Origin of the sequence: Paenibacillus sp. FSL H7-0940, assembly GCF_037979415.1 — a bacterium.
In the GTDB taxonomy this organism is placed as follows: domain Bacteria; phylum Bacillota; class Bacilli; order Paenibacillales; family Paenibacillaceae; genus Paenibacillus; species Paenibacillus amylolyticus.
On record NZ_CP150280.1, the window covers coordinates 4989541 to 5015617 of the forward strand.

A 26077-nucleotide genomic window follows, 5' to 3' on the forward strand; every position below is an offset into this window, starting at 1 on the left:
TGCCTGTCCTGCAACTCCAGAGTTCAGGCTTAATTCATACTGCATTGTATTTGAATAATGAGAGATTATAAGACTTTCGGCAATGCTGTACCGCTTCATTCCGCTCGTGCTCTGGATGGGTACATCATGCTTCGGTGATATGAGCGGCGTTTAGTCAATTATGTTGCGGTATGTTAACTATGTTATACCCGTCTCATCAGATGTGAACCCGCAGTCGGCGAAGAATCCGCATGTATTTTTGAAAACTTTTTCCATGATCTTCATATAAAAAAACCTGTGCCATTATTCTGGCACAGGCGTGTGTGGTTATGTTTTCATTGGCATACGGCATATTGAGTAAAATAATGGAAGATAATCACCCTTTGTTAAACATAACAAATTTCAATTCCGTCATTTCCTCTACAGCATATTTTACACCTTCACGTCCGATACCACTCTGTTTCACCCCACCATAGGGCATGTGATCCACTCGGAACGTCGGAATATCATTAATCATAACTCCGCCTGCTTCAATCTGATCGACAGCATGGAGGGCGGTATGGATATCGTTTGTAAATACGCCTGCCTGAAGCCCGTATATCGAATCGTTAACATGTTCAATACCCTCTTCAACGGAATCTACCGTATTGATCACAACGATGGGTGCAAACACTTCCTGACAGGATACCTTCGCATCACGCGGAACGTTAATCAGTACCGTTGGACGCAGAACGCCTCCTTCAGCTTGACCGCCTGCTGCCACTTCAGCCCCTGCCTGTTTGGCTTCTTCTATCCAGTCGAGTGTACGCTGTACATCCTTGGAGGTAATCAGCGCAGAAACCACCGTATCCGGGCTCAGTGGGTCTCCGACCACCACTTGTTTAGCCGCTTCAGCGAAACGCCGAATGAATTCATCCGAAATATCACGATGTACGTAAATCCGCTGTAGCGAGATACATACCTGTCCCTGATACGTGAAAGCTCCCGTCACACAGCGAGGAACCACTTTGTCCAGATCTGCGTCCTTATCCACAATCACCGCTGCATTCGACCCTAGCTCCAATGTCACGCGTTTTAGTCCTGCTTTGCTACGAATGCTCGTCCCTACCGCTGGACTGCCTGTAAACGTAATATGAGCAACACGGGGGTGCTCCACAAGCACATCACCAATCGTTTTGCCATCACCACTCACCACGTTCAGTGCACCATCCGGCAGTCCGGCTTCCTGAAGCAGATTAGCAATGTAATAGGAAGACAGAGGCGTCTGCTCCGCAGGTTTGAGAACAATCGTATTGCCCGCTGCCAGCGCTGGGCCTACCTTGTGGGCTACCAGATTCATTGGAAAATTAAACGGCGTAATCGCACCAATGACGCCTAGAGGCTGCCGCATCGTATAACCGATACGTCCTTCTCCACCTTTCGCTGCATCCATCGGAACCGTCTCTCCGGTCAGTCGCTTGGCTTCTTCAGCGGCAAAACGATACGTTTCCACCGTACGATCAACCTCAGCCAGTGCTGCCGTAATTGGCTTCGCCGCTTCAAGCGCTATGATTCGCGCTGCTTCTTCCTTGCGTTCTTCAAGCATGGAGGACAACTTGTACAGAATATCTGCACGCTGATGTGCAGGCATCTGGCGCATTGCCTTCCCAGCCTGAACGGCAGCTGCAACAGCAGCCTCCGCTTCCTCGGCTGAAGCCGAAGAGACTTCTGCCAGCGTTTCCCCGGAGTATGGTGCTTGAAGTGTTTTATAATCTACAGATTCGGTCGGTTGGCCACCGATAAACAGATGTTGTTTTTTCATATGCTGCATCCTCCATCCTTTTAGAGCCTATTGAACTTAAGAATATTACACTGCCACTTCGATGACAGAACAACCATAGTCTCATGTAAAAGTTCAGTTCAATTTATATAATCTATTTATACACTATTTCCGTGCCATCAACCCACTACGGTGTTCGGCAATCATAGCTTGTAACGTGCCTGATGAGCCATTGTGGCGATCTTGAGCTATTGCATTATAAAGGATTTCACAACCTATTTAACCGTCAGGACGGGGCATTCTGCATGTTTTAACACGCCATGACTGACACTGCCCACGATCATCTCTGCGAGCATGCCTTTCCCGCCGGTACCCATCACAATCATTCCACAATCTCTTTCACGCGCCACACGGCAGATCTCATTAACGGGATCACCTGCAATCAACAGCGTTTCATATGCAACGTCACGCCCTGACAACTGATTAGTCACAGGTTCTATAATATGTTGCCCTTCTTCGGCAATCCGAGCTTCCAGATCAACACCCAATGCAGGTTCATTGATCGAAATGGCAGGATTCACGTGCACGATCAACAGACTTGCGGGATGTTTCATATCTTCAGCCAGGATCAGAGCTTGTTCCAAAGCCTTATGAGCATGATCCGAACCATCAACAGCAACCAATATACGTTTCAACATTGCAATTCCTCCTGTGAATTAATGAGATGTAATGGCGGAATCGATATCCCGCAGATGATGACGGCGCACCAGCAGTACCACGACTCCAACCAGAACCATTAATGCACCAAAATAAAACGGCGTTTCCGGCAGGAACCACTCGGACAATTTACCCGCAAGCCATGGAGCAAGTGCACCACCCAGGAAACGAACGAAGCTGTATGCAGCAGAAGCAACAGAACGTTCTACAGGTGCAGCTTCCATAACAGCCGTTGTAATCAATGTGTTGTTAATTCCAAGGAAAATCCCCGCTACAATGACTGCCACAATAACGGTAGTTGGTGAACCCATCACCGTACCTACTGCCATAACAACCAGATCAATCGCGAACAATGTAAGCATGACACTCATGGACGGAACCGATCCGAATCGGCGTTGTAATCTTGGTGCCACGAATACCGACGTAATCGCCAGCATCAGTCCCCAGCCAAAGAATACATAACCCAGGCCGTGCTCATCCAGATTCATGACATATGGTGAATAAGCCATCAAGGTAAAGAAACCAAAGTTATACAGGAAGGCGGTAATCGCCAATGTTTTCAGTGAAGGATAACTTAATGCTTTAAACGGATCGGACAAAGAACTGCGTGTTTTCGGTTTGGCCATCTTGGGCAACATAAATGTAATGCTGATAAAGGCAATCGCCATCAGGACAGCCACCCCATAGAACGGGCCACGCCAAGAGATGGAACCTAGCTCACCACCAAGCAGCGGTCCAACCGCAATCCCGAGACCAAGCGCTGCTTCGTACAAAATAATCGCTTTGGCTGTCCCCGACGTGGACAGTCCCACAATGGCAGATAACGCCGTTGCGATGAACAAGGCATTACCCAGTCCCCAACCGCCACGGTAACCAACCAGTGCACCTACCGTGTCTGAGGTACCGCCGAGGAACGAGAAGATAATAATCAACAATATACCGCTGAGCAGCGTCCACTTCACACCAATCCGGCTGGATACAACACCTGTAATCAGCATCGCTACCCCGGTTACAGCGTTATAACTGGTAAATAGCAGTGACACCTGGCTTTTCGAAGCATGCAGCTGATCTGCAATCGCGGGCAGGATCGGGTCAACTAGACCCAGACCCATAAAGGATATGATACATGCAAAGGCAACCGCCCATACCGCTCGTGGTTGGGATAACAGGCCCCCACGTGATGACGGCAATTCGTCCGGTAATGATGGTTCTCTTTTCATACGTAATTCCTCCTGTGAATAATTTATGTGGTTAAGCTTTATATTTGAAAACGACCTTGAAAATAATGAAAACATTCTATACATTTTCAGAATTAGAGGTAACAAAACGGCACAAATGACACCGAAACATCCGGTGTTTGTACAGGATCGCCACAGGTACTATGGTGCTCACTCCATGTAGCGATTATGTGTATACAGTTTTGTTTATTAAATATTAGATGCTTTCGGTTAGCCGTCTTCATCACCCTGCGGATCATGTGCCTGTAACTTCTGAATACCACTCCGAACGCGTTCACGCAGCTCTTCCAGTTCAGTCTGTACGGCATGTATGCTCTGAAGTTTCTGCTCAATCAGTTGCAACTGACCACCCAGCGTTGTTTCCATCGCGGTAAGCTTCTCGATCCGTTCTCTTACTTCGGTTGTCTGCTGGTAGTCAAAACGTTGTTCGTTCAAGGCATCTGCCGTTGCCACATAGGTATGTAACTCCTGAAGGGAGAATCCAAGTACCTCTTTGGCGCGAACCACCTTTTTCAGATAATCGATATCCTCCCGAGTGTACAACCGCGTCCCGCCATCTGTCCGCTGAGGTGAAGGCATGACACCAATCTCTTCATAATACCGAATGGTTCGCTTGGTCAAACCACATTCCTTGGCTACGTCGTCGATTTTATATAAACTCATTTCCCTCACCTCTACTTCTTTTTATATGTCTATAATGTTATGTACATAATTATATATAATATTAACGTTAACGTCAACGTTAGATTTTGTGTATGAAGTCTTAGCGAGTTTAACATCCTCTACAGTTTTCTATTTCAACAAAAAAAGACCCGCTTCACACGCGAGTCCTCTTCTCTAAACCTATTCACTAATCTTACCTTAAACGTTCTGCTCATTCTGTTGCTGTTGAGCACGCTGCATTTGCTTCAACCGGCCTTCAACTCTGGTAAACAATCTGAACGTATAGAATCCTGTAGCAACCAGACTCAGAACCAAAGCTCGTACATCTGTAAGCCAGAAACCGATAATGCCGAATATCGTGATAATCACACCAAATTGCATCATCAGATTGGCGCTATAACTTTGCGCTTCGTCCCATAACTCGGGATTACTCATTGCACGCGGGGTCCGATAACCATATATTCCGTTAATCATTTTCGGTGGTTTTTTGAACACCATCAACCCCAGAATGAAATAACACACTCCAATGATGATCCCTACTACTGCTCCTGTCAAAACGTTCTCCCCTTCACTGTTGTCTTCCATAGACCTGCTCACACTGACACTCCGATGACAGAATAACCTGCGATGGTAGCTTCGCTACTTCAGGTCATCTCTGTCCTCTCCGTTCTCGTGTAAATGTCTAGTTAGACTTATCTACATAAAAATATAAAAACGGCTCTACGTATATACGAAGAGCCGCCTGGATCGTTTCGTAAACTTAAATATTCTTCACACGAAGTACACGCATGGCGTTCAGGACAGCCAGCACCGTGACACCGACATCCGAGAATACAGCTTCCCACATGGTGGCTATGCCAAACACACCTAGTAACAGGAAGATCGCTTTAACTCCCAGAGCAAACGCGATATTTTGCCACACAATCATTCGTGTACGCTTAGCAATGCGGATTGCACTCGCTAGTTTCGACGGTTCATCTGTCATGATGACCACATCAGCCGCTTCAATCGCGGCATCTGAACCAAGTCCACCCATGGCCACGCCCACATCGGCGCGTGCCAGCACAGGTGTATCGTTGATGCCGTCACCGACAAACACCATTTTTTCCTTCGGAGATTTGGCAGCTTCCAGTTGCTCCAGTCGTTCGACTTTATCCTGTGGCAACAATTCAGCGTAGACCTCATCCACACCCAGCTCGCGTCCTACCGCTTCACCTACGGCTTTGGCATCACCTGTCAGCATGACCGTTTTGCGGATGCCGAGTTTCTTCAGTGCCTGAATAGCAGCGGCTGCATCGTCCTTCACTTCATCAGCAATAATTAGATGACCAACATATGTGCCAGCTTCAGCCACGTGGACTATCGTTCCGGCTGTTTCTGGTGTGGTATAGGATATACCTGCCTGCACCATTAATTTGGCATTGCCTGCCAGCACTTCCCGACCATCGACGCTCACCTTAATCCCATGTCCGGCAACTTCGTCATAACCTTCAACACCTTGCGTGGGAATGGCTTTGGCCCAAGCTGCGCGAATGGATTCGGCAATCGGATGATTGGAATTGGCTTCCGCGATGGCTGCCAGCTCCATCAGTTCATCTTCCGTACGTCCACCTTCGGGACGAATGGCTGTTACTTTGAATACACCTTTGGTTAGTGTACCCGTTTTATCAAAAACAACAACTTTCACATCGTTCAACGCTTCAAGGTAGTTACTGCCTTTGACAAGAATCCCGTTACGTGAAGCTGCTCCGATACCACCAAAGAAACCAAGTGGAATAGAGACCACGAGCGCACAAGGGCATGAGATAACCAGGAAGACCAATGCACGATAGATCCAGTCAGCAAATGTTGCACCACTAAGTATCAATGGGGGAACAAATGCAATCAAGCCTGCAAGGATAACAACAACCGGTGTGTAATAACGAGCGAATTTACTAATAAAATGTTCTGTTTTCGCTTTCCGGCTGCTCGCGTTCTGCACCAGGTCCAGAATCTTGGATACCGTTGATTCACCAAACGTTTTAGTCACTTCAATCGTCAACATACCATTTTTGTTCACAAATCCACTCAGTACATCACTTCCGGACTCCAGCTCACGAGGTACGGATTCACCTGTCAGAGCAGAAGTGTCCACCATGGAACGCCCAGCTCTAACGATACCATCCAGCGGTACTCGCTCTCCTGCTTTCACGACAATACGATCACCAATTCGTACGTCTTCCGGAGATACACGAAGGGTCTCGTCACCCGAACCCGTCAGGATATTCGCGTAGTCCGGGCGAATGTCCATGAGCGATTGAATCGACTTGCGTGACCGATTAACCGCCATGCCCTGAAACAGCTCCCCGAGCTGATAAAATAGCATGACCGCTACCCCTTCCGGATACTCTCCAATGGCAAAAGCACCCAAGGTAGCGACGGACATCAGGAAGTATTCATCGAACACTTGACCGCGGATGATGTTTTTGGACGCCTGGAGCACGATATCTCCCCCGGCAATCAGATAAGCGAGCGCATATAGAGTAAACTGTGCCCAGCCCTCCAGCGGCGACCAGATTGCGGCTGCGAGCAACACAGAACCTGCAGCAAGACGAGCAAGCAACACTTTTGTCTGTCCTGCACCATGTTCATGTGAGTGGCCTGCATGGGCATCATCATGGGTATGGCTGGGATCATGCCCAGCATGACTCCCGTGCTCATGTGTATGACCATGTTGATGTTGATCATGAGTATGCGAGTGTTTGCCATGTGAATGTCCATGATTATGTCCGGCATGGTCATGACTGTGGTTATGCGCACCAACTGCACTCCCTGTATGGGTGTGCACATGTCCGTTCACGTGTTTTCCTTTTTCCGAGATGCGAATATGCGGCTCCAGCCGAAGCACTTTGCGCTTTGCTTCTTCCACTACCTGTTCATCCATATCGGAAGTGGTGTGCAGCGATAATGTTTTGGTAACAAAATTGACAGAGCATTCGTTAATGCCCTTAATTTTTTTGACGCCATTCTCGATCTTTAATGCGCAGTTCGCACAATCCAATCCATCAAGTAGCAGTTCCCTTTTCACCTGTTCCTGTCCGGTTCCCATGTGAATTCTCCCCTTTGCAGTACAAAAACGATGTTATATTTCAATTGTATTCAATATATGAGCACTCATTCATATGTTTGGTTACCCCTATTATATGCACGCCTAAACATGAGTGTCAACAATCGTTGTTGATTTTTCATACAGATTATGCTAATAGTAATCATTTCGCTTTAGGCGGGTTTTGGATATAATAGAGCTATAGTTAAACTTTTGCATAAATCCGAACCAGTGAATTCCAATCAACAACAATTAGATCGAAATGGTTTTATTCGTCTAGTTGTTGTACTTACCAAATGGTTAAATCGAATTATGCAAATGTTGAGTTAACATAGGCGGTGATAGGAAATGGAACAACCGGTTAAAGCACCAAGCGAATGTGATGCAGCCTGCTCAGGTACTGAAGCCGACGTGCAGACGATTCGCACTTCACTCATAGATCGGGAGACGTCTTCCGAGATGGCAGATTGGTTCAAGGCATTCAGCGACCCCACACGTCTACGTATTATTGATGCGCTGTTACAGAAGGAATTATGTGTTCATGACCTGACGGTTCTGCTCGACATGGGACAGTCGGCCATTTCACACCAGCTGCGTTCACTCCGCAACATGCGGATTGTCAAGCGGCGCAAGGAAGGCAAGACCGTGTACTACTCTCTGGATGATGCTCATATTGAGCAGATTTTCCTGCAAACGCTCCAACATATTAAACACAGCTAGGCAGCAGCCAAGCTTGTTCATGCAGAAGAACCCCCGCCTCTCGGCTGTATGCCGATGGACGGGGGTTCTTCTTGGTAAGGGTACCGTTTTATACAGGATACAAAGTGACTAAATCTTCTGATTAACTATCTCTTGGAGCTTGCCACTTCGGTTATAAAAGATTGTTCTTGTTCGGGTCGTACAGGCCCGATCTGTCCTTAAACCAGTTGAAGATATGTGATACACATACTTTGAGCACCGCGTATCCTGGAACAGCGAGCAGAATGCCCACGACTCCAAACAGATTACCCGAAGTCAGAATGACAAAGATAATCGTGATAGGATGAATCTTCAGCGTTTTGCCCATGATCTGTGGTGAGATGAATTTACCTTCGATTAGCTGCACGATTGTCCATACAGCAACCATCTTCAGCAGCATCACCGGCGAAGTAACCAGGGCCACAATCAACGCAGGTGTAATTGCAATTGCTGGTCCCAGATACGGAACAACACTTGTGAACGATGCGATAATGGCAAGAATCAATGCATAATCCAGACCAATGACCATATAACCGATGTAGAGCAGAATACCGATGCAGAAGCTGACGATAATCTGTCCACGAATGAATGAACTGATCTGGTGATTGATATCTTCCAGCACATGCATTGCGCCCGTACGGCTCTTGATCGGCAGGAAAGACAGAATTTTCGCTGGCAGCTTCTTGCCGTCTTTTAGCAGATAGAACAGAATGAACGGAACCGTTACGATGGACAGCACGGTCTCCGTGAAAGCTCCCAGGAATCCGCCCAATTTGGTCCAGGTCGAGTTCAGAATTTCAGTAGCCTTTTGGGAGATTGTTCCCCACCAGTCCTGCGAATTCAGATTCACCGTTTCCTGGAACTGACCGAACAATTTACTGCCCGTGAGTTCCTCAAACTGCTGTTTTACCGTCTCACTGTACGTTGGGAAATTTTCAATCAGCCCCACAATCTGGTTCCGTACGACCGGAATGACTGCCAGCACTACGACGGTCAGAATGCCTCCAATCGCAAGATACAGGATCAGAATGGACCAGCCCCGCTTAATTTTCCACCGCTCCATCACATCCACAATCGGATTAAGCAGATAGTAGAGTATGCCTGACAGAATAATAGGTAGCACAATGGTTTTGATGAGTACTGCGAGCGGATGAAGAACAAAGGATACTTTGGTCAGAACCATCACGTTCAGTCCCACCAACAGCAGAATCAGCAGAAATAGGACAAATTTGTTGTTAAGAAAAAATCGCTTGAACCGCTCCGGCCAAACGCGGGGTTGCTCAGGTTGCTCCATAGGCGTGTCGTCCTCTCTTATGACCCTTAATCAAAACTAAACTATAAAGCTAAATAAATGCCCACACACGAAAAAAATACCTTGTACAAGCCAACATATGTATAACACTCTGGATTTATACGTATGGTGCTGTTTAACCGTTTCAAATTAAACCGGTAAAGTCATTTTACCCCAAAATGAGTCTTCTGCCCCACACGAATCATTTGCAAATTCTCCCTATTCAAAAACGGCTCGCCTCACTGGGAGACGAACCGTAAACTTGTAGCTATACCCCACCATTAAGCCAGTTTTAACGCTGAAAATAAAGATTAAGCTTTTCCCGCCAATTGTGCGATTAACTCATAGGAATGCAGACGTGCCTTATGATCATAGATCATCGACGTAATAATCAGCTCATCTGCCTGTGTCTGCCGAATGAAAGATTCCAACTGTCCACGTACGGTTTCTGGTGAACCATTAACAGCTGCCTTCAGCGTCTGCTCCACACCAGCTTTCTCACGATCCGTCCATTTGCCTTCCATCTCTGCCGGGGGCTGTACCAATCCCGTTGTGCCACGAATAATGTTCAGGAACTGCTGTTGCATCGTTGTACCCAGCCATGCTGCTTCCTCGTCTGTATCTGCAACAACAGCGTTAACACCAACAATCACATGTGGCTCCTTCAAGCTTTCAGATGGTTGGAAGTTGTTTCGATACGTCTCTAATGCGATCCGGGTATAATCGGGCGAGAAGTGGCTGGCAAAAGCAAACGGCAATCCCAGCTGACCTGCCAGACGTGCACTGAAATCACTGGACCCCAAGAGGTAAATTGGAACATTCAATCCTTCTCCAGGAACTGCGCGAACAGGCGCATGATAAGATGTCGCCGAAGCATCAAAGTATGCTCTAAGTTCTGCCAAAAGCTCAGGGAAATCTTCCCCACTGTTCAGATCTTTGCGTAGTGCAAGCGATGTACGGCGGTCACTACCTGGTGCGCGACCCAATCCCAGGTCAATTCTGCCAGGATAAAGGGATTCCAGAGTACCAAACTGCTCAGCGATGACAAGCGGTGCATGGTTAGGCAACATGATGCCTCCTGAACCCAGACGAATCGTTTTGGTTCCACCAGCCAGATATCCAATAACAACCGAAGTTGCGGAAGAAGCAATACCCGGCATGTTGTGATGTTCAGCTACCCAGTAACGGTGATATCCCCAACGCTCTGCATGCTGTGCCAGATCGAGACTGTTGCGCAAAGCATCAGCAGGTGTTGCACCCACAACGACGGGAGCCAGATCCAGGATGGAAAGCTTAACGTCATTAATATGTTCTTTATGGGATGAAGCCGTATTTTCTGTAGTCATTATCGTTTAATCTCCTCGATGATTATATTTTTGTATATCCAGATATATAGATTAATTGAATCGCAACTGGATATGGTGATGTGTTCATAAACTAGCCGTTTACATCCGGACGGAATCCCTGCCTGCATATGCATCCTAGCTTCCGTTCCGGCATCCGGCTTATAACTCGTTCTGCACGTACTCGGCAAACTGACGGATCGTCTCTTCGTTGCGCCGATAATACGTCCATTGTCCTCTTCGCTCGGAGAGCAGCAACCCTGCCTTGAGCATAGTCAGCAGATAACTGGAGATAACCGACTGAGCCAGTCCAGCCTTCACTTGAATCGTGCCAACACAGATTCCGTTCTTGCCACCATCAGGATGCTGAGATAGTTCCAGCGGTGGGAAGTGTTGCTCCGGGTTTTTGAGCCACAACAAGATTTGTCTACGTGTCTCGTTCGATAAAGCTTTGAATATAAGTATAGGTTCCATGGGTACGATTATACCCCCTTTCATCCATTTTGCAAACACATGAACAAACCGACTCATGATCGAGTCGGTCTGGTATCATATGGAATCCGTATCTGGATTCAACATCCATATTAGAAATTGGTTGTAATCGTCTGTTTAACCTGATCCAACATGGCTTGATATGCGGGTGCATCCAGGTATCCGATACTACCAAAGAGCAGATGATCTACGGCTTCAATGCCTACAAAATCGAAGATACCTACGTCTGAAGTTAATTTCAGTCCAGCAGTCATGCCAATCTGATCATAAATTTCACTTGGTGTACCATGTGTGTTGATGATGAGTCCTTTTTTGCCTGTCAGCAATTTCTCAATTCCCACTTCACCTGCTGCATATGCAAAACCATAGGCGAATACACGGTCAACATATCCTTTCATAATGGCAGGAAGACCTGTCCACCAGATCGGATAGATGAATGTGATAACTTCTGCATCCGTAACAAACTGTTGCTCTGTTGCGATATCCTGTGGTGTCTGTCCTGCACGCATGGAAGCTGTGTCAGCTTCAGTCAGTACGGGTTGGAATCCAAGTTTGTACAAGTCACGAACGACCACTTCATGGCCTTGAGCTTTGAGAGCTTCTACAGCAGTATTGAGGATTGCGTTATTCAAGCTGTCTGTGTGCGGGTGAGCATATACGATAAGATGTTTCATAGTGTGAATCCCTCCAGGTTTGGTTTGAGTTAGGTTGCGAAAATGGGGTTACATTGATACGCTCCCATATACATAGATATCTATGTATATGGGTAAAAAATATTGGGGCTCCTCTGCCTCCACCCCAGTCAAATCTGGAAGGGTTGCAGACAGAAGAGTTCATTCATTATAACTTTCGGACAATAATGGATAGCAAGCTCTCCAATTGCTCCGACTGTTCATTGGACAAACCACTATAGATGATGTCATTAATCTGCTCTGATACCTGATGGAAGATCGGTTCAAGTCGCTTCCCCTGTTCGGTTAGGCGAATCATCGTCACTCGGCTATCTTTGGCACTCTTGCTGCGTTCAACATAGCCAAGCTTCTCCAGCTTGTTGACCAGTACCGTTACCGTTGGTTGCGTGCGTTGAACACGTTCAGCCAACATCTTGATCGACAGCGTCTCTTCCCGGTACAAAAACATCAATACATCTCCATGAGAAGGAACAATCCCTGTTACCTCATGCTGTTCCAATTCGTGTACAATCCGTTTGTTGACATGGTCTCTGATTCTTGCAATCAGTGCAATTGCGTTGTATTTAGGCATGACCTCATTATACATAGACATCTATGTAATTTCAAGTTGTTTTATATAAAAAAGAAAAACAGCCCTTTCCATTCTGCTAACATGTGGAAAATATTGGGCTGTTTCGATTCTGCTTTGATCCTGATCTATAATGTTAGATCTTAGCTAATCGTTTTTGGATTCATGCTGAATTCAGTTAATCCATTGCGTGATTTTCTCAACGGATTGTCGGGACTTCTCACGCTGGGGCTCCTCTGCCCGATAACCGAAGGCTGCCATCATGGAGACGCCCCATGCGCCATTTTCAAGCAAGCCCTCTTCTTCCATAACACGGTGGACGCCCTCACGGCTGAAACCTTCGATTGGACAAGAATCAATCTCGATCTGAGCTGCCGCCGTCATCATGTTGCCGAGTGCAATATAAGTCTGTTTAGATGCCCAGTCAAATAATGATCGTGGATTATCCAGAATTTTCTGGTTATTTTGAAACTTTCCATAAGCCTCACTTGTTAGCTCAAATACGTTATTAGGCATTCCCTTTGTTTCCTTCAACATGTACTCCGCATAGGGAGAATTATAACTGGCATCTGATCGGGCCAAGATAACAACAAAATGGCTTGCTGTAGCCAATTGCTTTTGAGCGCCGGAAGAGACTTCGGACAGACGCTTACGCAGGTTTGGATTTTGTACAATCAGAAACTTCCACGGTTCAAGGCCAATGGAACTTGGAGATAATCTGCCTGTTTCCAATATAAATTGGAAATCCTCATCCGAGATTTTGCGGGTATCATCAAATATCTTTGTTGCATGCCGGAAATGATACGCCTTTAAGATGTCTTCCTTTGTCTTTGACTTTGCTGTAACTTCCATGGAGCTCCACGTCCTTTTTATAACTTTTTTTATGTTGAACAATAATGTTTAAGTGGTTTCATCTCAAGTATTATTTTAGGCTCTATGTGTATAAATTAAAAGTACGCACATTATTGTTTCTTGGTTTATAAAAGTAAGTATTGGATGAAAGACAGCAATAATCCACTGGGCACATACATGGCCCTAGTAGATTATCTATGACTCTTTTCTTTTAAATCTTGAAATCTTGAACCAGCTTATTCAGATTTAATGCACTATCCTTGACTTGATCAGATTGTTTAACTACTTCCACAGATTGCGCAGCAGAGGCAACCATATGTCCTGCAATTTCCTGACTGGATGCGGCTGATTGTTCACTTGCTGATGCAATCTCGTGAATGGAGCCCACTAGTATTTTGATATTCGCAGTCACTTGTTGTGAGGTTGCATTGAGATCTTTAACTGCATTGGCATGATCAAGAGAATCGACATAATACTGTTCAGCTGTATCCTCCAATAATTTATAATCTTTGCCAACCTGATTGAACATAAAGGATAGCAACTCTTTGGCATTCGAGGACAGATTGGTTACAGACTGCATAACTTCCTCCGTGACCTGCTGAATTTGATCGGCAGCCTGTCTGGAATCATCAGCCAACTTTCTAATCTCGCTTGCAACAACCGCAAAACCCCTGCCTGCTTCCCCAGCCCTTGCAGCTTCAATGGATGCATTGAGTGCCAGCAGATTAGTCTGCGCTGTAACATCCAAAATAGATTGAGATAATATACCAATCTGATCTACAGCAGTTGCACGTTCCAGCGCTTCTGACATCTTCTTACTCGTATGATCGTACATGTCTATGGCTGCTCGGCTCGATTCGCGGGCTTCCTGCTTCAACTTTTCAGCCTTCGTGCTGGTCACATAGGCGGACTCTGCTTGTTTAGATGTCTGTTCCGATATATATTCAGCTCCCTGTTGCATCTCATTAGCCGAATGATTCATATTTTCCGTATGGGCTGAAGCCTCTTCCATTGCAGCAGAGAGCTCTTCAACTGTAGCTGATACTTCACGAATTCGTTCATTCAGACCAGCCATGTTCTGGTTGGTAAGATCGCTAACCTGGTTGATATGATGAGATTCCTGAACTACACCACGAATGACATTTGTTGTGGAATCGGTCATTGTACGAATAGCTCGTGCGATGACACTTATCTCATTATTTCCCTGTGTTAGATGCGGATCTAAGGATGCCGTTAAGTTGCCTTGTGTTATTTCTTCACAATAACGGGTGATAGCTTTCATTCGTTGACGTATACTGCGAATCACTACAAATGAAATAAGAATGAGTGCTGCAAGTGAAAACAAAAGAACCGAACCGAGCACCAATGCTCGCTGCTGAATTACTTCCTGTGTATCCGCATAGAGCTTGGCTGACTCTTCTTCGTTATGCGCACTCAACAGGGTGATCGTCTCCACAATTGCTGTACTGCTTTTGTTAATTCTTCCTCTCTCTTCACTATCGTAGGTGCCCGACATCTTTTTGGTATCCATGATTTGCTCAATATCCTGATAATATGTATCCATCTTTGCTACCAAATCTGCAAATATCTCTTTTTCTTTGGTATCCAATGTTCTTGCTGAAAATTCATTCAAGCCATCCGTGATACTCTTCTTACCTTTCTGAACCTGATCGTACTGTTTGTCGGTATACTCTGCATTATCAAGAACCTTTGTATAATTGGCGCGCATATTATAGAAATTACTTTTCAGTTCAAGAACATTGGTTTGATGCTGGAAGCGGTCATTATAGAGGATGCCTTGTCCCGTTTTTGCTTCGTTCATTCCGAAAATCCCAATCAGAAAAACAGTAAACAAGCCGATTAGACTAATTACAGTCATGATGACCATCGTTGTTGTTAATTTCATATTTTTGAGTTTATTTCCTTTCTTATTTTTTGGCTTAGACTGAATTGACATGATTATTCCCCCACTTTAAATAGTAGATAGCCTTATATATCTTATATCTATATCGTATGTATCCATATTGTTTGTTAGCATTTCAGGAAAATCGACTTTATTCATTTGATGAGAAAAGTAATGGGAGACAACAAAAAAGCCGCCAGGATATAATCCAGCGGCTTTTCTGTGAATATGAAACGATAATCTGTGCGACCTATAGTTGCTGCATCCATTCATTTTCAGAAATGACGGTATATCCTTCTTGTCTCAACAATGCTGAGGTGACACCTTCTCCAGTTACCTTGTGATTGGCAAAATTCCCATCATAGATCATCTGTGTACCACAGGACGGACTAAACTCCTTCAGTACCACACACGATACATTCAATTCTCGCGCCCATTCGAGTGTCTGATAGGCTCCCTTGATATACAGCTCTGTGACGTCCTTGCCACTTTTCTCGATCACTTTTGCTGTGCCTGCCAGTACGTCCTTGCCCGTGCCACCGATAATTTCAGCCGGTTCCCGTGGAGTGGAAAATCCGCCAAGCAGCTCCGGACATACCATCTTAGCCTGCTCCTGCTCCACCAGCTGCTGAATCTTCTCATCCAGACTCGCTGTTCCATTGTAACGGCAAGCTACCCCTGCCAGACATGAACTCACCAAATATTTCATCGTTATCTCCTTATACTCATTCCATCTATGAAGTAAATTGTAACATATAAGATCAAGCTCTATAACTCGCCTCTGGTGATCATCTTGATCCGTCCATCTTCCCCATATTCAACCTGAAAAACATCCTTGCTCGACTCCAGTTCAAATGTGACCATGCCTGGATGGTCAGGATTACGGTGAAGTTTATACGCTTGAAGATCCATTTTAAATATTTTTTTAATTATAGGTTCTACTTCTCCTCTAAGAAGAGACTCCTGTATGTTATATAGTTCCTGATAATAAGCCTCTATTTCTTCCCAGTCTGCAAAGTCTTGCTCATAGTGATTAGCATCCCCAACCGTATAACCCATGCCCGCTTTTCCTTCGGTCATCTGTACAAAGTAGTTATCTTTAAAGGAAAAAAAGACTGTATCTTTACCGAGTTCATCATCTTTGCTTCGGCTTGCTCTTACCAGATCAAGATTGGCTTTACCAGACAGAGCCTCAATCGCGTTTCTGGCATCCGTCAGCGCTGCCTGGGATACTTGATCAGGTCTAAGGTCACCTGTGATCGAGACAGCCTTGTCCTGCTGCCATACAATCTCCCCATAACCATCGCCAGTCTCATTCTCTAACGCTAATGTCGTATGCGATATTGGCTCCGACTCCCCTTGCTTCATACTCACAAAACGTTGGACTGATGCAGGTTTAAGCGTTGGAGTGCTGCCTATACTTTGCAAAAGCGATGGAACTTGACGCAGATAACGGTGCTCCAACTCGCTTGGCTGCATCTCACGTCTCATTCCTAATTCACGCAGATTTCCTGTTGTCGCATCGAGCCATATCTGCGCATACTCCTTCTCGCTTTCATTTCCAGCCTCTACATATATTCTGCCGGACACAGGCAAATCTTCCACTTTCGTAATCTTCAGCTGTTTACCCAGATCATCTCGCATCGTAGTCGCAACATTTCTTTTCATTTTGTCGGTTAGCAGATTTGTGTTCAAACCATCGGATAACTGTAACGCTGCTGTCGGATAGACCTGCTCGATCACGGGTTTCACCAGCTGTCCATCATCCCAGATCCATAGGAACAATCCAGCAGCAATAACCAACGCACCCGTGCCGGCAACAAGAGGCCCTCTTCTAGGGCGACGCTTGTGTGACACGTTGCCTACTTGCGGTCTAAACGGCCTGGATGACCTGGAACTCTCCTCTGATCTATCTCCCTTGCTTCCCTCTTCCGACTTCTTCATCCACTCCACCTGTTGAAGCACCTTTCGCTTGTGATCCTCTGTAAAAGGAGACGAAGCAAACGGTCCTTTCCGGATTTCTTTCTCCCATTGCTCATCCTTGTGTCTCATTTGCTTCGCTCCTCCCATTGTTTCCGTACCTTATCCTTACCTCGGGATAGTCTGGATTTTACTGTGCCTAAGCTGATTTTCAACATCTCAGCAATCTCACTCGTCGTAAGCTCATACTTCAGATTCAGCAAAAGAATCTCCCGAAACTTCTTTGGCAACGCCAGAACAATATCCCAGATTTCATGGATATGCTCCTTACGCATCACTTCCATCTCGGCCGAAGGATGTGCAGGCTGCTCTGCAATCATGACTCTTTGGCTCGAACCCCCACGCTCCGTCTCAATGGGTAACGTCTCTCCCCACAGACTGCTGCGAAAAAATCTGGATTTTCGATATGTAAAAGTGGTGTTTCTAGTAATCGTCAACAGCCAGGTTTTCAATGAGCAATCTCCACGATAATGAGCGATCCCCGAGTACGCCCGAATAAATACCTCCTGTGACAATTCATCTGCCTGTTCGGCACTTTTGGTCAGAAAATAAGCGTAATTCCACACGTCATTTCCGTAGTCATCCATTATGCTGCTAAGTGTGTAATTGTCTATGGTCTGAGCCTGTGCCAGTAATTGATCATCCAACTGTTGTTCACCTCACTTAATATGACTGAGTCTAATGTGATTTAGTTCCCTGGTTTGGACATTATTTCTTATTATTGTAGCAAAATAAAAAAACAGCATGTTCAACATCGCTGAACACGCTGATTCCTTCAAGTTTGCTTAGTTAGAAATCTCTATCAGAAAGCTTTTAAGCGAACGCCCCACTTCCACAGTTTCTTTCTGCCCTCTAGTCTAACGTATCATTTTCATCGTTATACTTTCACCGCAGCAATCATCAGAAACATCGGTCTTCGATTCTCGTCTCTCATGCCTGGGACCTGTTCAATCATCTCCGGTGATGGTTTGGATTCAGCTACCTTTTGAATAGCAAACCCCGCCTTAATCAGTTCATTGAGATGTGTTGCCAGTGTGCGATGATATTTATCCACATCCTGATTCAGAAAGTTCGCCACACGCTTCCCTTCATCGTGGTAATCATCCACGGGCCAGTGCAAGATCTCACCTTCAGGTCCGTAATGCCAATCCTGCGCAGCGCGAGCGGTGAAGATAGGATGTTCGGAGGATAGTACAAACACGCCCCCAGTGACAAGACAGTCACTGATCTTAGCGTACACAGTGTCTAACCGTTCAATATAATGCAAGGCAAGTGAACTAATGACAACATCAAATTGTCCAGCTGCAAAATCAATATCTTCAATCGCCAGCTGTTTGTACTGGATCTGTGGGTCGTCCGTCATTTCACGAGCACGCTGGAGCATATTTTCAGACAAATCTACCCCAATAACTGAACTCGCTTTTTGCTCGCGCGCGTACCGGCAGTGCCAACCAAAACCACATCCCAGATCCAGCACATGCTTGTCCTTCAACTCAGGCAAAAGAGTCTGCAACTCATGCCACTCCCCGGCTGCATCAAGCCCTTGAACGGAACGAGCCATCTTACTATAGTTGTCGAAAAACTCAGCTTCATCGTATTTATTTTGTTTCATCAAGAGATTCCTCCCGCCTTATAAATATCCACCTACTCTATCACATTAACGATATTTAAACGCAAAAGTTGCCAAGAGAATTCATGGCGTGTTATCATACAGAACGAACGTTCAGTATTATTAAATACAGAATGAACATTCAGTTTACTAACGGAGGTCATTATGAATACGAATTGGACGCATCCATTGGAAGGGCAATCTGTAGGTAAAGCTTTTATAAGTTACCTCGTGCCTTCTGTATTAGGGATGCTGGTAGTTGCTTTTAATTTTATTATCGACGGCATTATGGTTGGACACAAACTGGGTTCTACCGCAATGGCCGGGATCGGCATTGCCTCACCTGTCTACACGCTCTTTGTTGCCATGTCGCTGTGGATTGGTATGGGCGGGGCAACGTTGTACTCCAACGCTATGGGTAGAAAAGATATCACTTCAGCCAAACAAATTTTCACCAAATCCATTATGCTCATTATGTTAGTTACGGTAGCCATTGGATATGTTGCATTTACATTCAAAGACAAACTGGTATACTCCCTCGGTGCGAACGCCGAGACCTTCCCGTTTGCTTCAGACTATATGAATATCATGTTATTGTTCGGGTTTGTTTTCACCATTGAGAATGCACTCTCTATCTTTGTACGAAACGATGGGAACCCCAACACGTCCATGTACGCTCAGATTACGTTTGCTGTAGCCAATATCATCATCAATTATATAACATTGTATGTACTCGAATGGGGTGTACGCGGTGTGGCCCTCGGTACAATTGTATCGGCGTCTCTTGCCCTACTTGTCCTGTTCACTCACTTTTTCAAAAAAACAAATAATCTCACGTTCACCCGGTTCAAATGGAACAACAAACTGCTGGCTTCCCTTCTACTCATTGGTTTCCCCAGCTTTCTGGCTGAACTTGGCATGTCGGTCTTCTCTGTCTCCCATAACATCTCGATGGACCGCATTGCGGGCACGGATGGTGTAGCATCCTTTACCGTGTTGAACTATATTCATGGTGTTGTATTGTTGGCTTTCCTGGGTCTGGCATCCGCTGCCCAACCTCTGATCAGCTATTATCACGGTGCCAATCAGATTAAACGGGTACAACAAACGATACGTTTAGCCACTAAAACAGCTCTCGCATGCGGTCTGTTGTTACTGGTTGTTGTTCAGATCGGTGCACCTTATTTCGTGCAAATCTTTGGAAACTTCAGTAGTGGCGTAACGGATAATGCCGTTTACGGATTACGTATATTTACATTTGCCTATGTGTTTATGGGTGTTAACTTTGTCATGAGCACCTATTTCCAATCTGTGGGTAATGCCAAAATGGCCATCTGGATTACAGCTGCGCGTGAAATGATCATCATGATTGCGTTGATTGCAGTCCTGCCTTCATTCTTTGGTGTCACGGGTGTGTGGCTTGCCGTACCGCTGTCCGAAATGCTGGTTCTCGCAACCATAGCCCTGTATTATAGAAAACGATCCCTTACGGATCGAATAAACGCGTTGCGTCCTGAGTAATGTTAACAGATAATAACAGCAACAGATAGAAGATCAATGGAACGTAGATAAACTGTAGGTAGACCTCATAAATAATCTAAAAAACTAATATACAAAGCCCTGCACGATCAATATAGATCGGTCAGGGCTTTTGTTTTATCCTAAATTTAGTTATAAATTAGATACGTATATCAAATCGGCCATTACTATCTGTTGTTGCGTTCGCAATCTCCTTAGGGGTAGCTACTCCCATTCCATTGGATGGTGGTTGGGCAGGTGGAGCCTCCTTCGTAGCAGTTGTACCGGCTCCTTGAGAGCTTTGCTGTGCAATCTGGTTCTCAATCTGTTTGATCTGCTGTTGAAGCTGTTTGGTCGTTGTCTCCTTAGTCTGTTCATCGTCCTTGCTGGATTGCACTTTCTCCAGCTGAGCCTCAAGCTTCGTCTTTTGTTTCTCCAAGCTGCTTGAATTGTCCGAACTCGAAGATGTCGATATGTATGATGTAGTGGAGCTGGCTGTAGAAGATATATTCATTATGATTTCCCCCCTCTTTACTTAGCTTCACTATACCCTATCCCACTGAAACGTACGTTAAATTCAACTGAAAGGTTGCTGAAGGAGCTAAGAATCAGAAGTCGAACAGAGGGAAGTATGTATATCAGCATTAATAGTCTGATCAATAATATTGGAAGTCTTCATATAAGTGAAGAATCTTAATTTCGTCTCATCTGTAAGTTAGTTGTTTGCCAGTGTAAAATAGTAAAACAAAAAGACACACTCGATATCATCGAGGCCACTGAAAAACTTACGATTTTAATTTGTTAAGATTCATTTTAAATCAAAAAGGCTATATTTCGTTCACATTGGAACGGAATATAGCCTTTTTCTCTATCCTTTTACTTTGAGTCTTCCATGAGTGTAATGATTCGCTTGAGATTAACAGTAAATATGGCCATGGCACCTTGCATTTGCATGCCAACAAGACCCGAGGACGATGCAACATCATACCCGTGTCTGTGCTTGAGTTCGCTATTTTTCTCTTCAATTTTATAACGTTCTTTCGATTTTTCTTTGAAACTATCGCTACTTTGAAATGCCTCATGTTCCTTATGTTCGGTCGATTTGATGGTTACAGAATAGGTTTTACTTTTCGCTACTTCTTTATAGCACCCGTCTTTCATTGGGCATACTTTGCATTTTTCAATGTCAAACATGTAGGTATTCTTTTGGTTATTATTCATACCTTTCTTACCTGTGCGCGCTCTTTGAATCGCCATATGTCCAGCTTTACAAACGTACATACATGCATCTTTATTAAACTCAAATTCATCTTCTTTTTTACGAGTTCCTTGTGTGATATTAGGGTTTAATTTTGATATTAATTGTAGTTTGTTGTGATTGGCATATTGAATATTATCTTTTTCAGAATAGGCAGTATCTCCAATGACGGTATCGATCTTCATACCTGTGTCACGACTTTTTTCAATGAGAGTTTGGAGTTGTTTTCCATCACTTTTCTCACCAGTCGTAATTACCGCAGCTGTAATAATTCGTTCTCCATTCATAGCAAAATGTGTTTTGTAACCGAAGAACGAGGAGTCTGCCGTTTTGTGACCTATTCGTGCATCTGGATCATTGCTGAGTTGAAAGTGCTCATGGTGATCAGCTATGATTTCTTTTAAGTAGTTCAGCTTTTCTTTCACCTTTGGGTATTCACGGAGGGATTCTTCTTTTTCTACTGCATCTACAACTTTTTGGCAATAGTCCAGTTCATCAGATAATTCGTTCGTCGTTGTTTTCGGTGGGAATTTATCCTTCATTTTTTCATCGATCTTGTAAACGGATTTTCTCAACAACTTAGACTTTTGCATTAATATTTCTTTGGGTGATAGCTGATTAAATCGCGCTTTCGTATGGGTGGCATCCACAATAATTGCGCTGCTTTTGATAATTTCTTTCTCCAACGCGATCTTCATGGTCTTTTGAATTAGTATGTCGAGGAGGTTCACATCTTTCAAGCGAAGCTTGCGAAACTTCGTTAGTGAACTAGGATTAATGACTTCATCTTCAGGCGCCATATCTAAAAAGTACTTAAAGGACATGTCATATTTAGAACGTTCCACAACATCCGCATCGGATACATCGAAAATGGATTTCAACAATAGGTATTTGAACATTCGAATGGGAGGCACTGCATTGCGACCATTGTCGAGGCAGTATCTATGCTGCAATTCTACCTGAACAAATGAAAAATCTACGAGATCATTGATTTGACGAAGCATATTATCTTTAGGTACGACGATATCGTATATGTCCATAAATGCACTAAGGTTAAGAGATTGTTGGTTTGAAATCATCCGAGACACCACCTGAAATTAATCATTTAATTATACAGGAAAACAGATATCCCTCCTCAAAAAAATGAGGAGGGATATCTGTTTATAGATGTTGGACTTTTTCAGTGGCCTCGATATCATCAAGTGTGTCTTTAGATTGCTTGGCGGCGTCCTACTCTCCCAGGACCCTGCGGTCCAAGTACCATCGGCGCTAGAGGGCTTAACGGTCGTGTTCGGGATGGGTACGTGTGGAACCCCTCCGCCATCGCCACCAAACGCAACGCTTAGCTTACATTTCAGAGATCATTCTCTGAAAACTAGATTCGAAACGAAACATGCGAATGACAACTTGCTATTGGATAAGCCCTCGACCGATTAGTACTGGTCAGCTCCATGCATTGCTGCACTTCCACCCCCAGCCTATCTACCTCGTCGTCTTCAAGGGGTCTTACATACTGGGAAATCTCATCTTGAGGGGGCTTCACGCTTAGATGCTTTCAGCGTTTATCCCGTCCGTACATAGCTACCCAGCGGTGCTCCTGGCGGAACAACTGGTACACCAGCGGTACGTCCATCCCGGTCCTCTCGTACTAAGGACAGGCTCCTCTCAAATTTCCTACGCCCACGACAGATAGGGACCGAACTGTCTCACGACGTTCTGAACCCAGGCTCGCGTACCGCTTTAATGGGCGAACAGCCCAACCCTTGGGACCTACTTCAGCCCCAGGATGCGATGAGCCGACATCGAGGTGCCAAACCTCCCCGTCGATGTGGACTCTTGGGGGAGATAAGCCTGTTATCCCCAGGGTAGCTTTTATCCGTTGAGCGATGGCCCTTCCATGCGGTACCACCGGATCACTAAGCCCGACTTTCGTCCCTGCTCGACTTGTAGGTCTCGCAGTCAAGCTCCCTTATGCCTTTGCACTCTTCGAATGATTTCCAACCATTCTGAGGGAACCTTTGGGCGCCTCCGTTACTCTTTAGGAGGCGACCGCCCCAGTCAAACTGCCCACCTGACACTGTCCCCGCACCGGATTACGGTACCAGGTTAGAACCTAGATACGATCAGGGTGGTATCCCAACGTTGCCTCCACGCAAGCTGGCGCTCACGCTTCAAAGGCTCCCACCTATCCTGTACAGATCGTACCCAAATTCAATATCAAGCTGCAGTAAAGCTCCATGGGGTCTTTCCGTCTTGTCGCGGGTAACCTGCATCTTCACAGGTATTAAAATTTCACCGGATCTCTCGTTGAGACAGCGCCCAAGTCGTTACGCCATTCGTGCGGGTCAGAATTTACCTGACAAGGAATTTCGCTACCTTAGGACCGTTATAGTTACGGCCGCCGTTTACTGGGGCTTCGGTTCACAGCTTCGGGATTGCTCCCTAACCACTCCCCTTAACCTTCCAGCACCGGGCAGGCGTCAGCCCGTATACTTCGCCTTACGGCTTCGCACAGACCTGTGTTTTTGCTAAACAGTCGCTTGGGCCTTTTCACTGCGGCCCCCTCGTGCTATTCACACTACCGGGGCACCCCTTCTCCCGAAGTTACGGGGTCATTTTGCCGAGTTCCTTAACGAGAGTTCTTCCGCGCGCCTTAGAATACTCTTCTCGCCTACCTGTGTCGGTTTGCGGTACGGGCACCATCACCTGGCTAGAGGCTTTTCTTGGCAGTGTGAGATCATGACCTTCGCTACTATAATTTTCGCTCCCCATCACAGGCTCAGCCTTACAATGTGCGGATTTGCCTACACATCAGCCTCACTGCTTAGACGGACATCCATCAGTCCGCGTCACTACCCTACTGCGTCCCCCCATTGCTCATAACGGCTTACGGTGGTACAGGAATTTCGACCTGTTGTCCTTCGACTACGCCTTTCGGCCTCGCCTTAGGTCCCGACTTACCCTGAGCGGACGAGCCTTCCTCAGGAACCCTTAGGCTTTCGGCGGATCAGATTCTCACTGATCTTTTCGTTACTCATACCGGCATTCTCACTTGTATAATGTCCAGCGCTCCTTACGGTACACCTTCAACCCTTATACAACGCTCCCCTACCCCTGATGCAAAGCATCAAGCCATAGCTTCGGTGGTGTGTTTAGCCCCGTTACATTTTCGGCGCAGAGTCACTCGACCAGTGAGCTATTACGCACTCTTTCAATGGTGGCTGCTTCTAAGCCAACATCCTGGTTGTCTGTGCAACTCCACATCCTTTCCCACTTAACACACACTTGGGGACCTTAGCTGATGGTCTGGGCTGTTTCCCTTTTGACAATGGATCTTAGCACTCACTGTCTGACTCCCGGAAGTAAGTCTATGGCATTCGGAGTTTGACTGAGCTTGGTAACCCTTGCGGGCCCCGCACCCAATCAGTGCTCTACCTCCACGACTCTGTTTTCCGAGGCTAGCCCTAAAGCTATTTCGGGGAGAACCAGCTATCTCCGAGTTCGATTGGAATTTCTCCGCTACCCCCACCTCATCCCCGCATTTTTCAACATGCGTGGGTTCGGGCCTCCAGTGCGTGTTACCGCACCTTCACCCTGGACAGGGGTAGATCACCCGGTTTCGGGTCTACGTCCACGTACTAAGTCGCCCTATTCAGACTCGCTTTCGCTGCGGCTCCGGCTCTTCACCTTAACCTTGCACGGGAACGTAACTCGCCGGTTCATTCTACAAAAGGCACGCCATCACCCCTAAAACGGGCTCTGACTTTTTGTAAGCACACGGTTTCAGGTTCTATTTCACTCCCCTTCCGGGGTGCTTTTCACCTTTCCCTCACGGTACTGCTTCACTATCGGTCGCTAGGAAGTATTTAGCCTTGGCAGATGGTCCTGCCGGATTCATACGGGGTTTCACGTGCCCCGCACTACTCGGGATCCGTCTCGGAGGGAACCAACTTTCAACTACAGGGCTTTTACCTTCTTTGGCGGGCCTTTCCAGACCTCTTCGCTTAACCGGTTCCTTTGTAACTCCATGTGAGACGTCCCACAACCCCAAAGAGCAAGCTCTTTGGTTTGGGCTTCTCCGCGTTCGCTCGCCGCTACTGACGGAATCACTATTGTTTTCTCTTCCTCAGGGTACTTAGATGTTTCAGTTCCCCTGGTATGCCTCTGCATAACCTATGTATTCAGTTATGAGTAACTGGAAATTACCCCAGCTGGGTTTCCCCATTCGGACACCCCCGGATCAAAGCTTGCTTACAGGCTCCCCGAGGCAGTTTCGTTGTTCGCCACGTCCTTCATCGGCTCCTAGCGCCTAGGCATCCTCCGTGTGCTCTTAGTAGCTTAACCATTTTGTTCCGGTTTCGGTCGCTCGCTTCCCTTGTTTTGCTTGCGCAA

21 protein-coding genes and 2 rRNA genes are annotated in these 26077 nt (G+C 45.9%); 2 read left to right on the forward strand and 21 right to left on the reverse strand.

Annotation, left to right across the window (positions count from 1 at the left end):
- Window positions 1-355 precede the first annotated feature (355 nt).
- The 6 genes from MHB71_RS21935 to MHB71_RS21960 form a co-directional block, all read right to left on the reverse strand.
- Window positions 356-1780 carry an aldehyde dehydrogenase family protein gene (locus MHB71_RS21935; protein WP_047841391.1) on the reverse strand — a complete coding sequence of 475 codons (1425 nt, stop codon included), beginning with the start codon at window positions 1778-1780 and terminating at the stop codon, window positions 356-358.
- Window positions 1781-2013: 233 nt separating this feature from the next.
- Complete coding sequence (locus tag MHB71_RS21940; RefSeq protein WP_282319500.1) at window positions 2014-2436, reverse strand: universal stress protein; 423 nt, start codon at window positions 2434-2436, stop codon at window positions 2014-2016.
- Window positions 2437-2454: 18 nt separating this feature from the next.
- The gene (locus MHB71_RS21945; protein WP_036614180.1) at window positions 2455-3675 is read right to left on the reverse strand and encodes an MFS transporter; all 1221 of its coding nucleotides are present in this window, start codon (window positions 3673-3675) and stop codon (window positions 2455-2457) included.
- A 228-nt stretch (window positions 3676-3903) separates the two neighbouring features.
- Window positions 3904-4356: a MerR family transcriptional regulator gene (locus tag MHB71_RS21950; protein ID WP_340027696.1), complete on the reverse strand. Its 453-nt coding sequence runs from the start codon at window positions 4354-4356 to the stop codon at window positions 3904-3906.
- Between the two features lie 198 nt (window positions 4357-4554).
- Window positions 4555-4911, reverse strand: coding sequence for an SdpI family protein (locus MHB71_RS21955; RefSeq protein WP_076254810.1), 357 nt, complete (start codon window positions 4909-4911; stop codon window positions 4555-4557).
- A gap of 205 nt (window positions 4912-5116) precedes the next feature.
- Window positions 5117-7444 (reverse strand): heavy metal translocating P-type ATPase, encoded by a 2328-nt coding sequence (locus MHB71_RS21960; RefSeq protein WP_340027698.1) that lies wholly within the window; start codon window positions 7442-7444, stop codon window positions 5117-5119.
- A gap of 345 nt (window positions 7445-7789) precedes the next feature.
- Between MHB71_RS21960 and MHB71_RS21965 the strand changes: the two genes are divergently transcribed.
- Window positions 7790-8161 carry a metalloregulator ArsR/SmtB family transcription factor gene (locus MHB71_RS21965; RefSeq protein WP_036614212.1) on the forward strand — a complete coding sequence of 124 codons (372 nt, stop codon included), beginning with the start codon at window positions 7790-7792 and terminating at the stop codon, window positions 8159-8161.
- Between the two features lie 151 nt (window positions 8162-8312).
- Here the strand turns inward: MHB71_RS21965 and MHB71_RS21970 are convergent, their stop codons facing one another.
- The 11 genes from MHB71_RS21970 to MHB71_RS22020 all read right to left on the reverse strand — a co-directional run bounded on the left by MHB71_RS21970 (window position 8313) and on the right by MHB71_RS22020 (window position 18912).
- A complete protein-coding gene (locus MHB71_RS21970) occupies window positions 8313-9473 on the reverse strand; it encodes an AI-2E family transporter (RefSeq protein ID WP_036614215.1) in 1161 nt (386 codons plus the stop codon).
- 308 nt (window positions 9474-9781) lie between these two features.
- A complete protein-coding gene (locus tag MHB71_RS21975; RefSeq protein ID WP_340027699.1) occupies window positions 9782-10816 on the reverse strand; it encodes an LLM class flavin-dependent oxidoreductase in 1035 nt (344 codons plus the stop codon).
- 159 nt (window positions 10817-10975) lie between these two features.
- On the reverse strand, window positions 10976-11287 hold the full coding sequence (locus tag MHB71_RS21980) for a metalloregulator ArsR/SmtB family transcription factor (protein WP_036668255.1): 312 nt from the start codon (window positions 11285-11287) through the stop codon (window positions 10976-10978).
- Window positions 11288-11397: 110 nt separating this feature from the next.
- Window positions 11398-11979 carry an NAD(P)H-dependent oxidoreductase gene (locus MHB71_RS21985; protein ID WP_340027701.1) on the reverse strand — a complete coding sequence of 194 codons (582 nt, stop codon included), beginning with the start codon at window positions 11977-11979 and terminating at the stop codon, window positions 11398-11400.
- A gap of 166 nt (window positions 11980-12145) precedes the next feature.
- Entirely contained in the window at window positions 12146-12568 is a 423-nt protein-coding gene (locus tag MHB71_RS21990; RefSeq protein WP_340027703.1) for a MarR family transcriptional regulator, read from the reverse strand.
- Window positions 12569-12739: 171 nt separating this feature from the next.
- Complete coding sequence (locus tag MHB71_RS21995) at window positions 12740-13417, reverse strand: NAD(P)H-dependent oxidoreductase (protein WP_340027705.1); 678 nt, start codon at window positions 13415-13417, stop codon at window positions 12740-12742.
- 211 nt (window positions 13418-13628) lie between these two features.
- Complete coding sequence (locus tag MHB71_RS22000) at window positions 13629-15374, reverse strand: methyl-accepting chemotaxis protein (RefSeq protein ID WP_036668258.1); 1746 nt, start codon at window positions 15372-15374, stop codon at window positions 13629-13631.
- Between the two features lie 196 nt (window positions 15375-15570).
- Window positions 15571-16029 (reverse strand): DUF523 domain-containing protein, encoded by a 459-nt coding sequence (locus tag MHB71_RS22005; protein WP_340027706.1) that lies wholly within the window; start codon window positions 16027-16029, stop codon window positions 15571-15573.
- Window positions 16030-16088: 59 nt separating this feature from the next.
- Entirely contained in the window at window positions 16089-17372 is a 1284-nt protein-coding gene (locus MHB71_RS22010) for a hypothetical protein (RefSeq protein WP_340027707.1), read from the reverse strand.
- Window positions 17369-17947 carry an RNA polymerase sigma factor gene (locus tag MHB71_RS22015; RefSeq protein ID WP_340027708.1) on the reverse strand — a complete coding sequence of 193 codons (579 nt, stop codon included), beginning with the start codon at window positions 17945-17947 and terminating at the stop codon, window positions 17369-17371. Before MHB71_RS22015 ends, MHB71_RS22010 begins: the two co-directional genes overlap by 4 nt.
- Before the next feature lie 230 nt (window positions 17948-18177).
- Window positions 18178-18912 carry a class I SAM-dependent methyltransferase gene (locus MHB71_RS22020; RefSeq protein ID WP_340027709.1) on the reverse strand — a complete coding sequence of 245 codons (735 nt, stop codon included), beginning with the start codon at window positions 18910-18912 and terminating at the stop codon, window positions 18178-18180.
- A gap of 162 nt (window positions 18913-19074) precedes the next feature.
- On the opposite strand from MHB71_RS22020, the gene MHB71_RS22025 reads away from it, so the two are divergent.
- Window positions 19075-20430, forward strand: coding sequence for an MATE family efflux transporter (locus MHB71_RS22025; RefSeq protein ID WP_340027710.1), 1356 nt, complete (start codon window positions 19075-19077; stop codon window positions 20428-20430).
- A 157-nt stretch (window positions 20431-20587) separates the two neighbouring features.
- Here MHB71_RS22025 and MHB71_RS22030 read toward each other — a convergent pair whose 3' ends face one another.
- The 4 genes from MHB71_RS22030 to MHB71_RS22045 form a co-directional block, all read right to left on the reverse strand.
- The gene (locus tag MHB71_RS22030) at window positions 20588-20941 is read right to left on the reverse strand and encodes a FlxA-like family protein (protein WP_076329976.1); all 354 of its coding nucleotides are present in this window, start codon (window positions 20939-20941) and stop codon (window positions 20588-20590) included.
- Window positions 20942-21303: 362 nt separating this feature from the next.
- On the reverse strand, window positions 21304-22764 hold the full coding sequence (locus tag MHB71_RS22035) for an IS1182 family transposase (RefSeq protein ID WP_340027711.1): 1461 nt from the start codon (window positions 22762-22764) through the stop codon (window positions 21304-21306).
- Between the two features lie 138 nt (window positions 22765-22902).
- Window positions 22903-23019 (reverse strand): 5S ribosomal RNA (gene rrf, locus MHB71_RS22040).
- 79 nt (window positions 23020-23098) lie between these two features.
- A 23S ribosomal RNA gene (locus MHB71_RS22045) occupies window positions 23099-26029 on the reverse strand.
- Window positions 26030-26077: the final 48 nt, after the last annotated feature.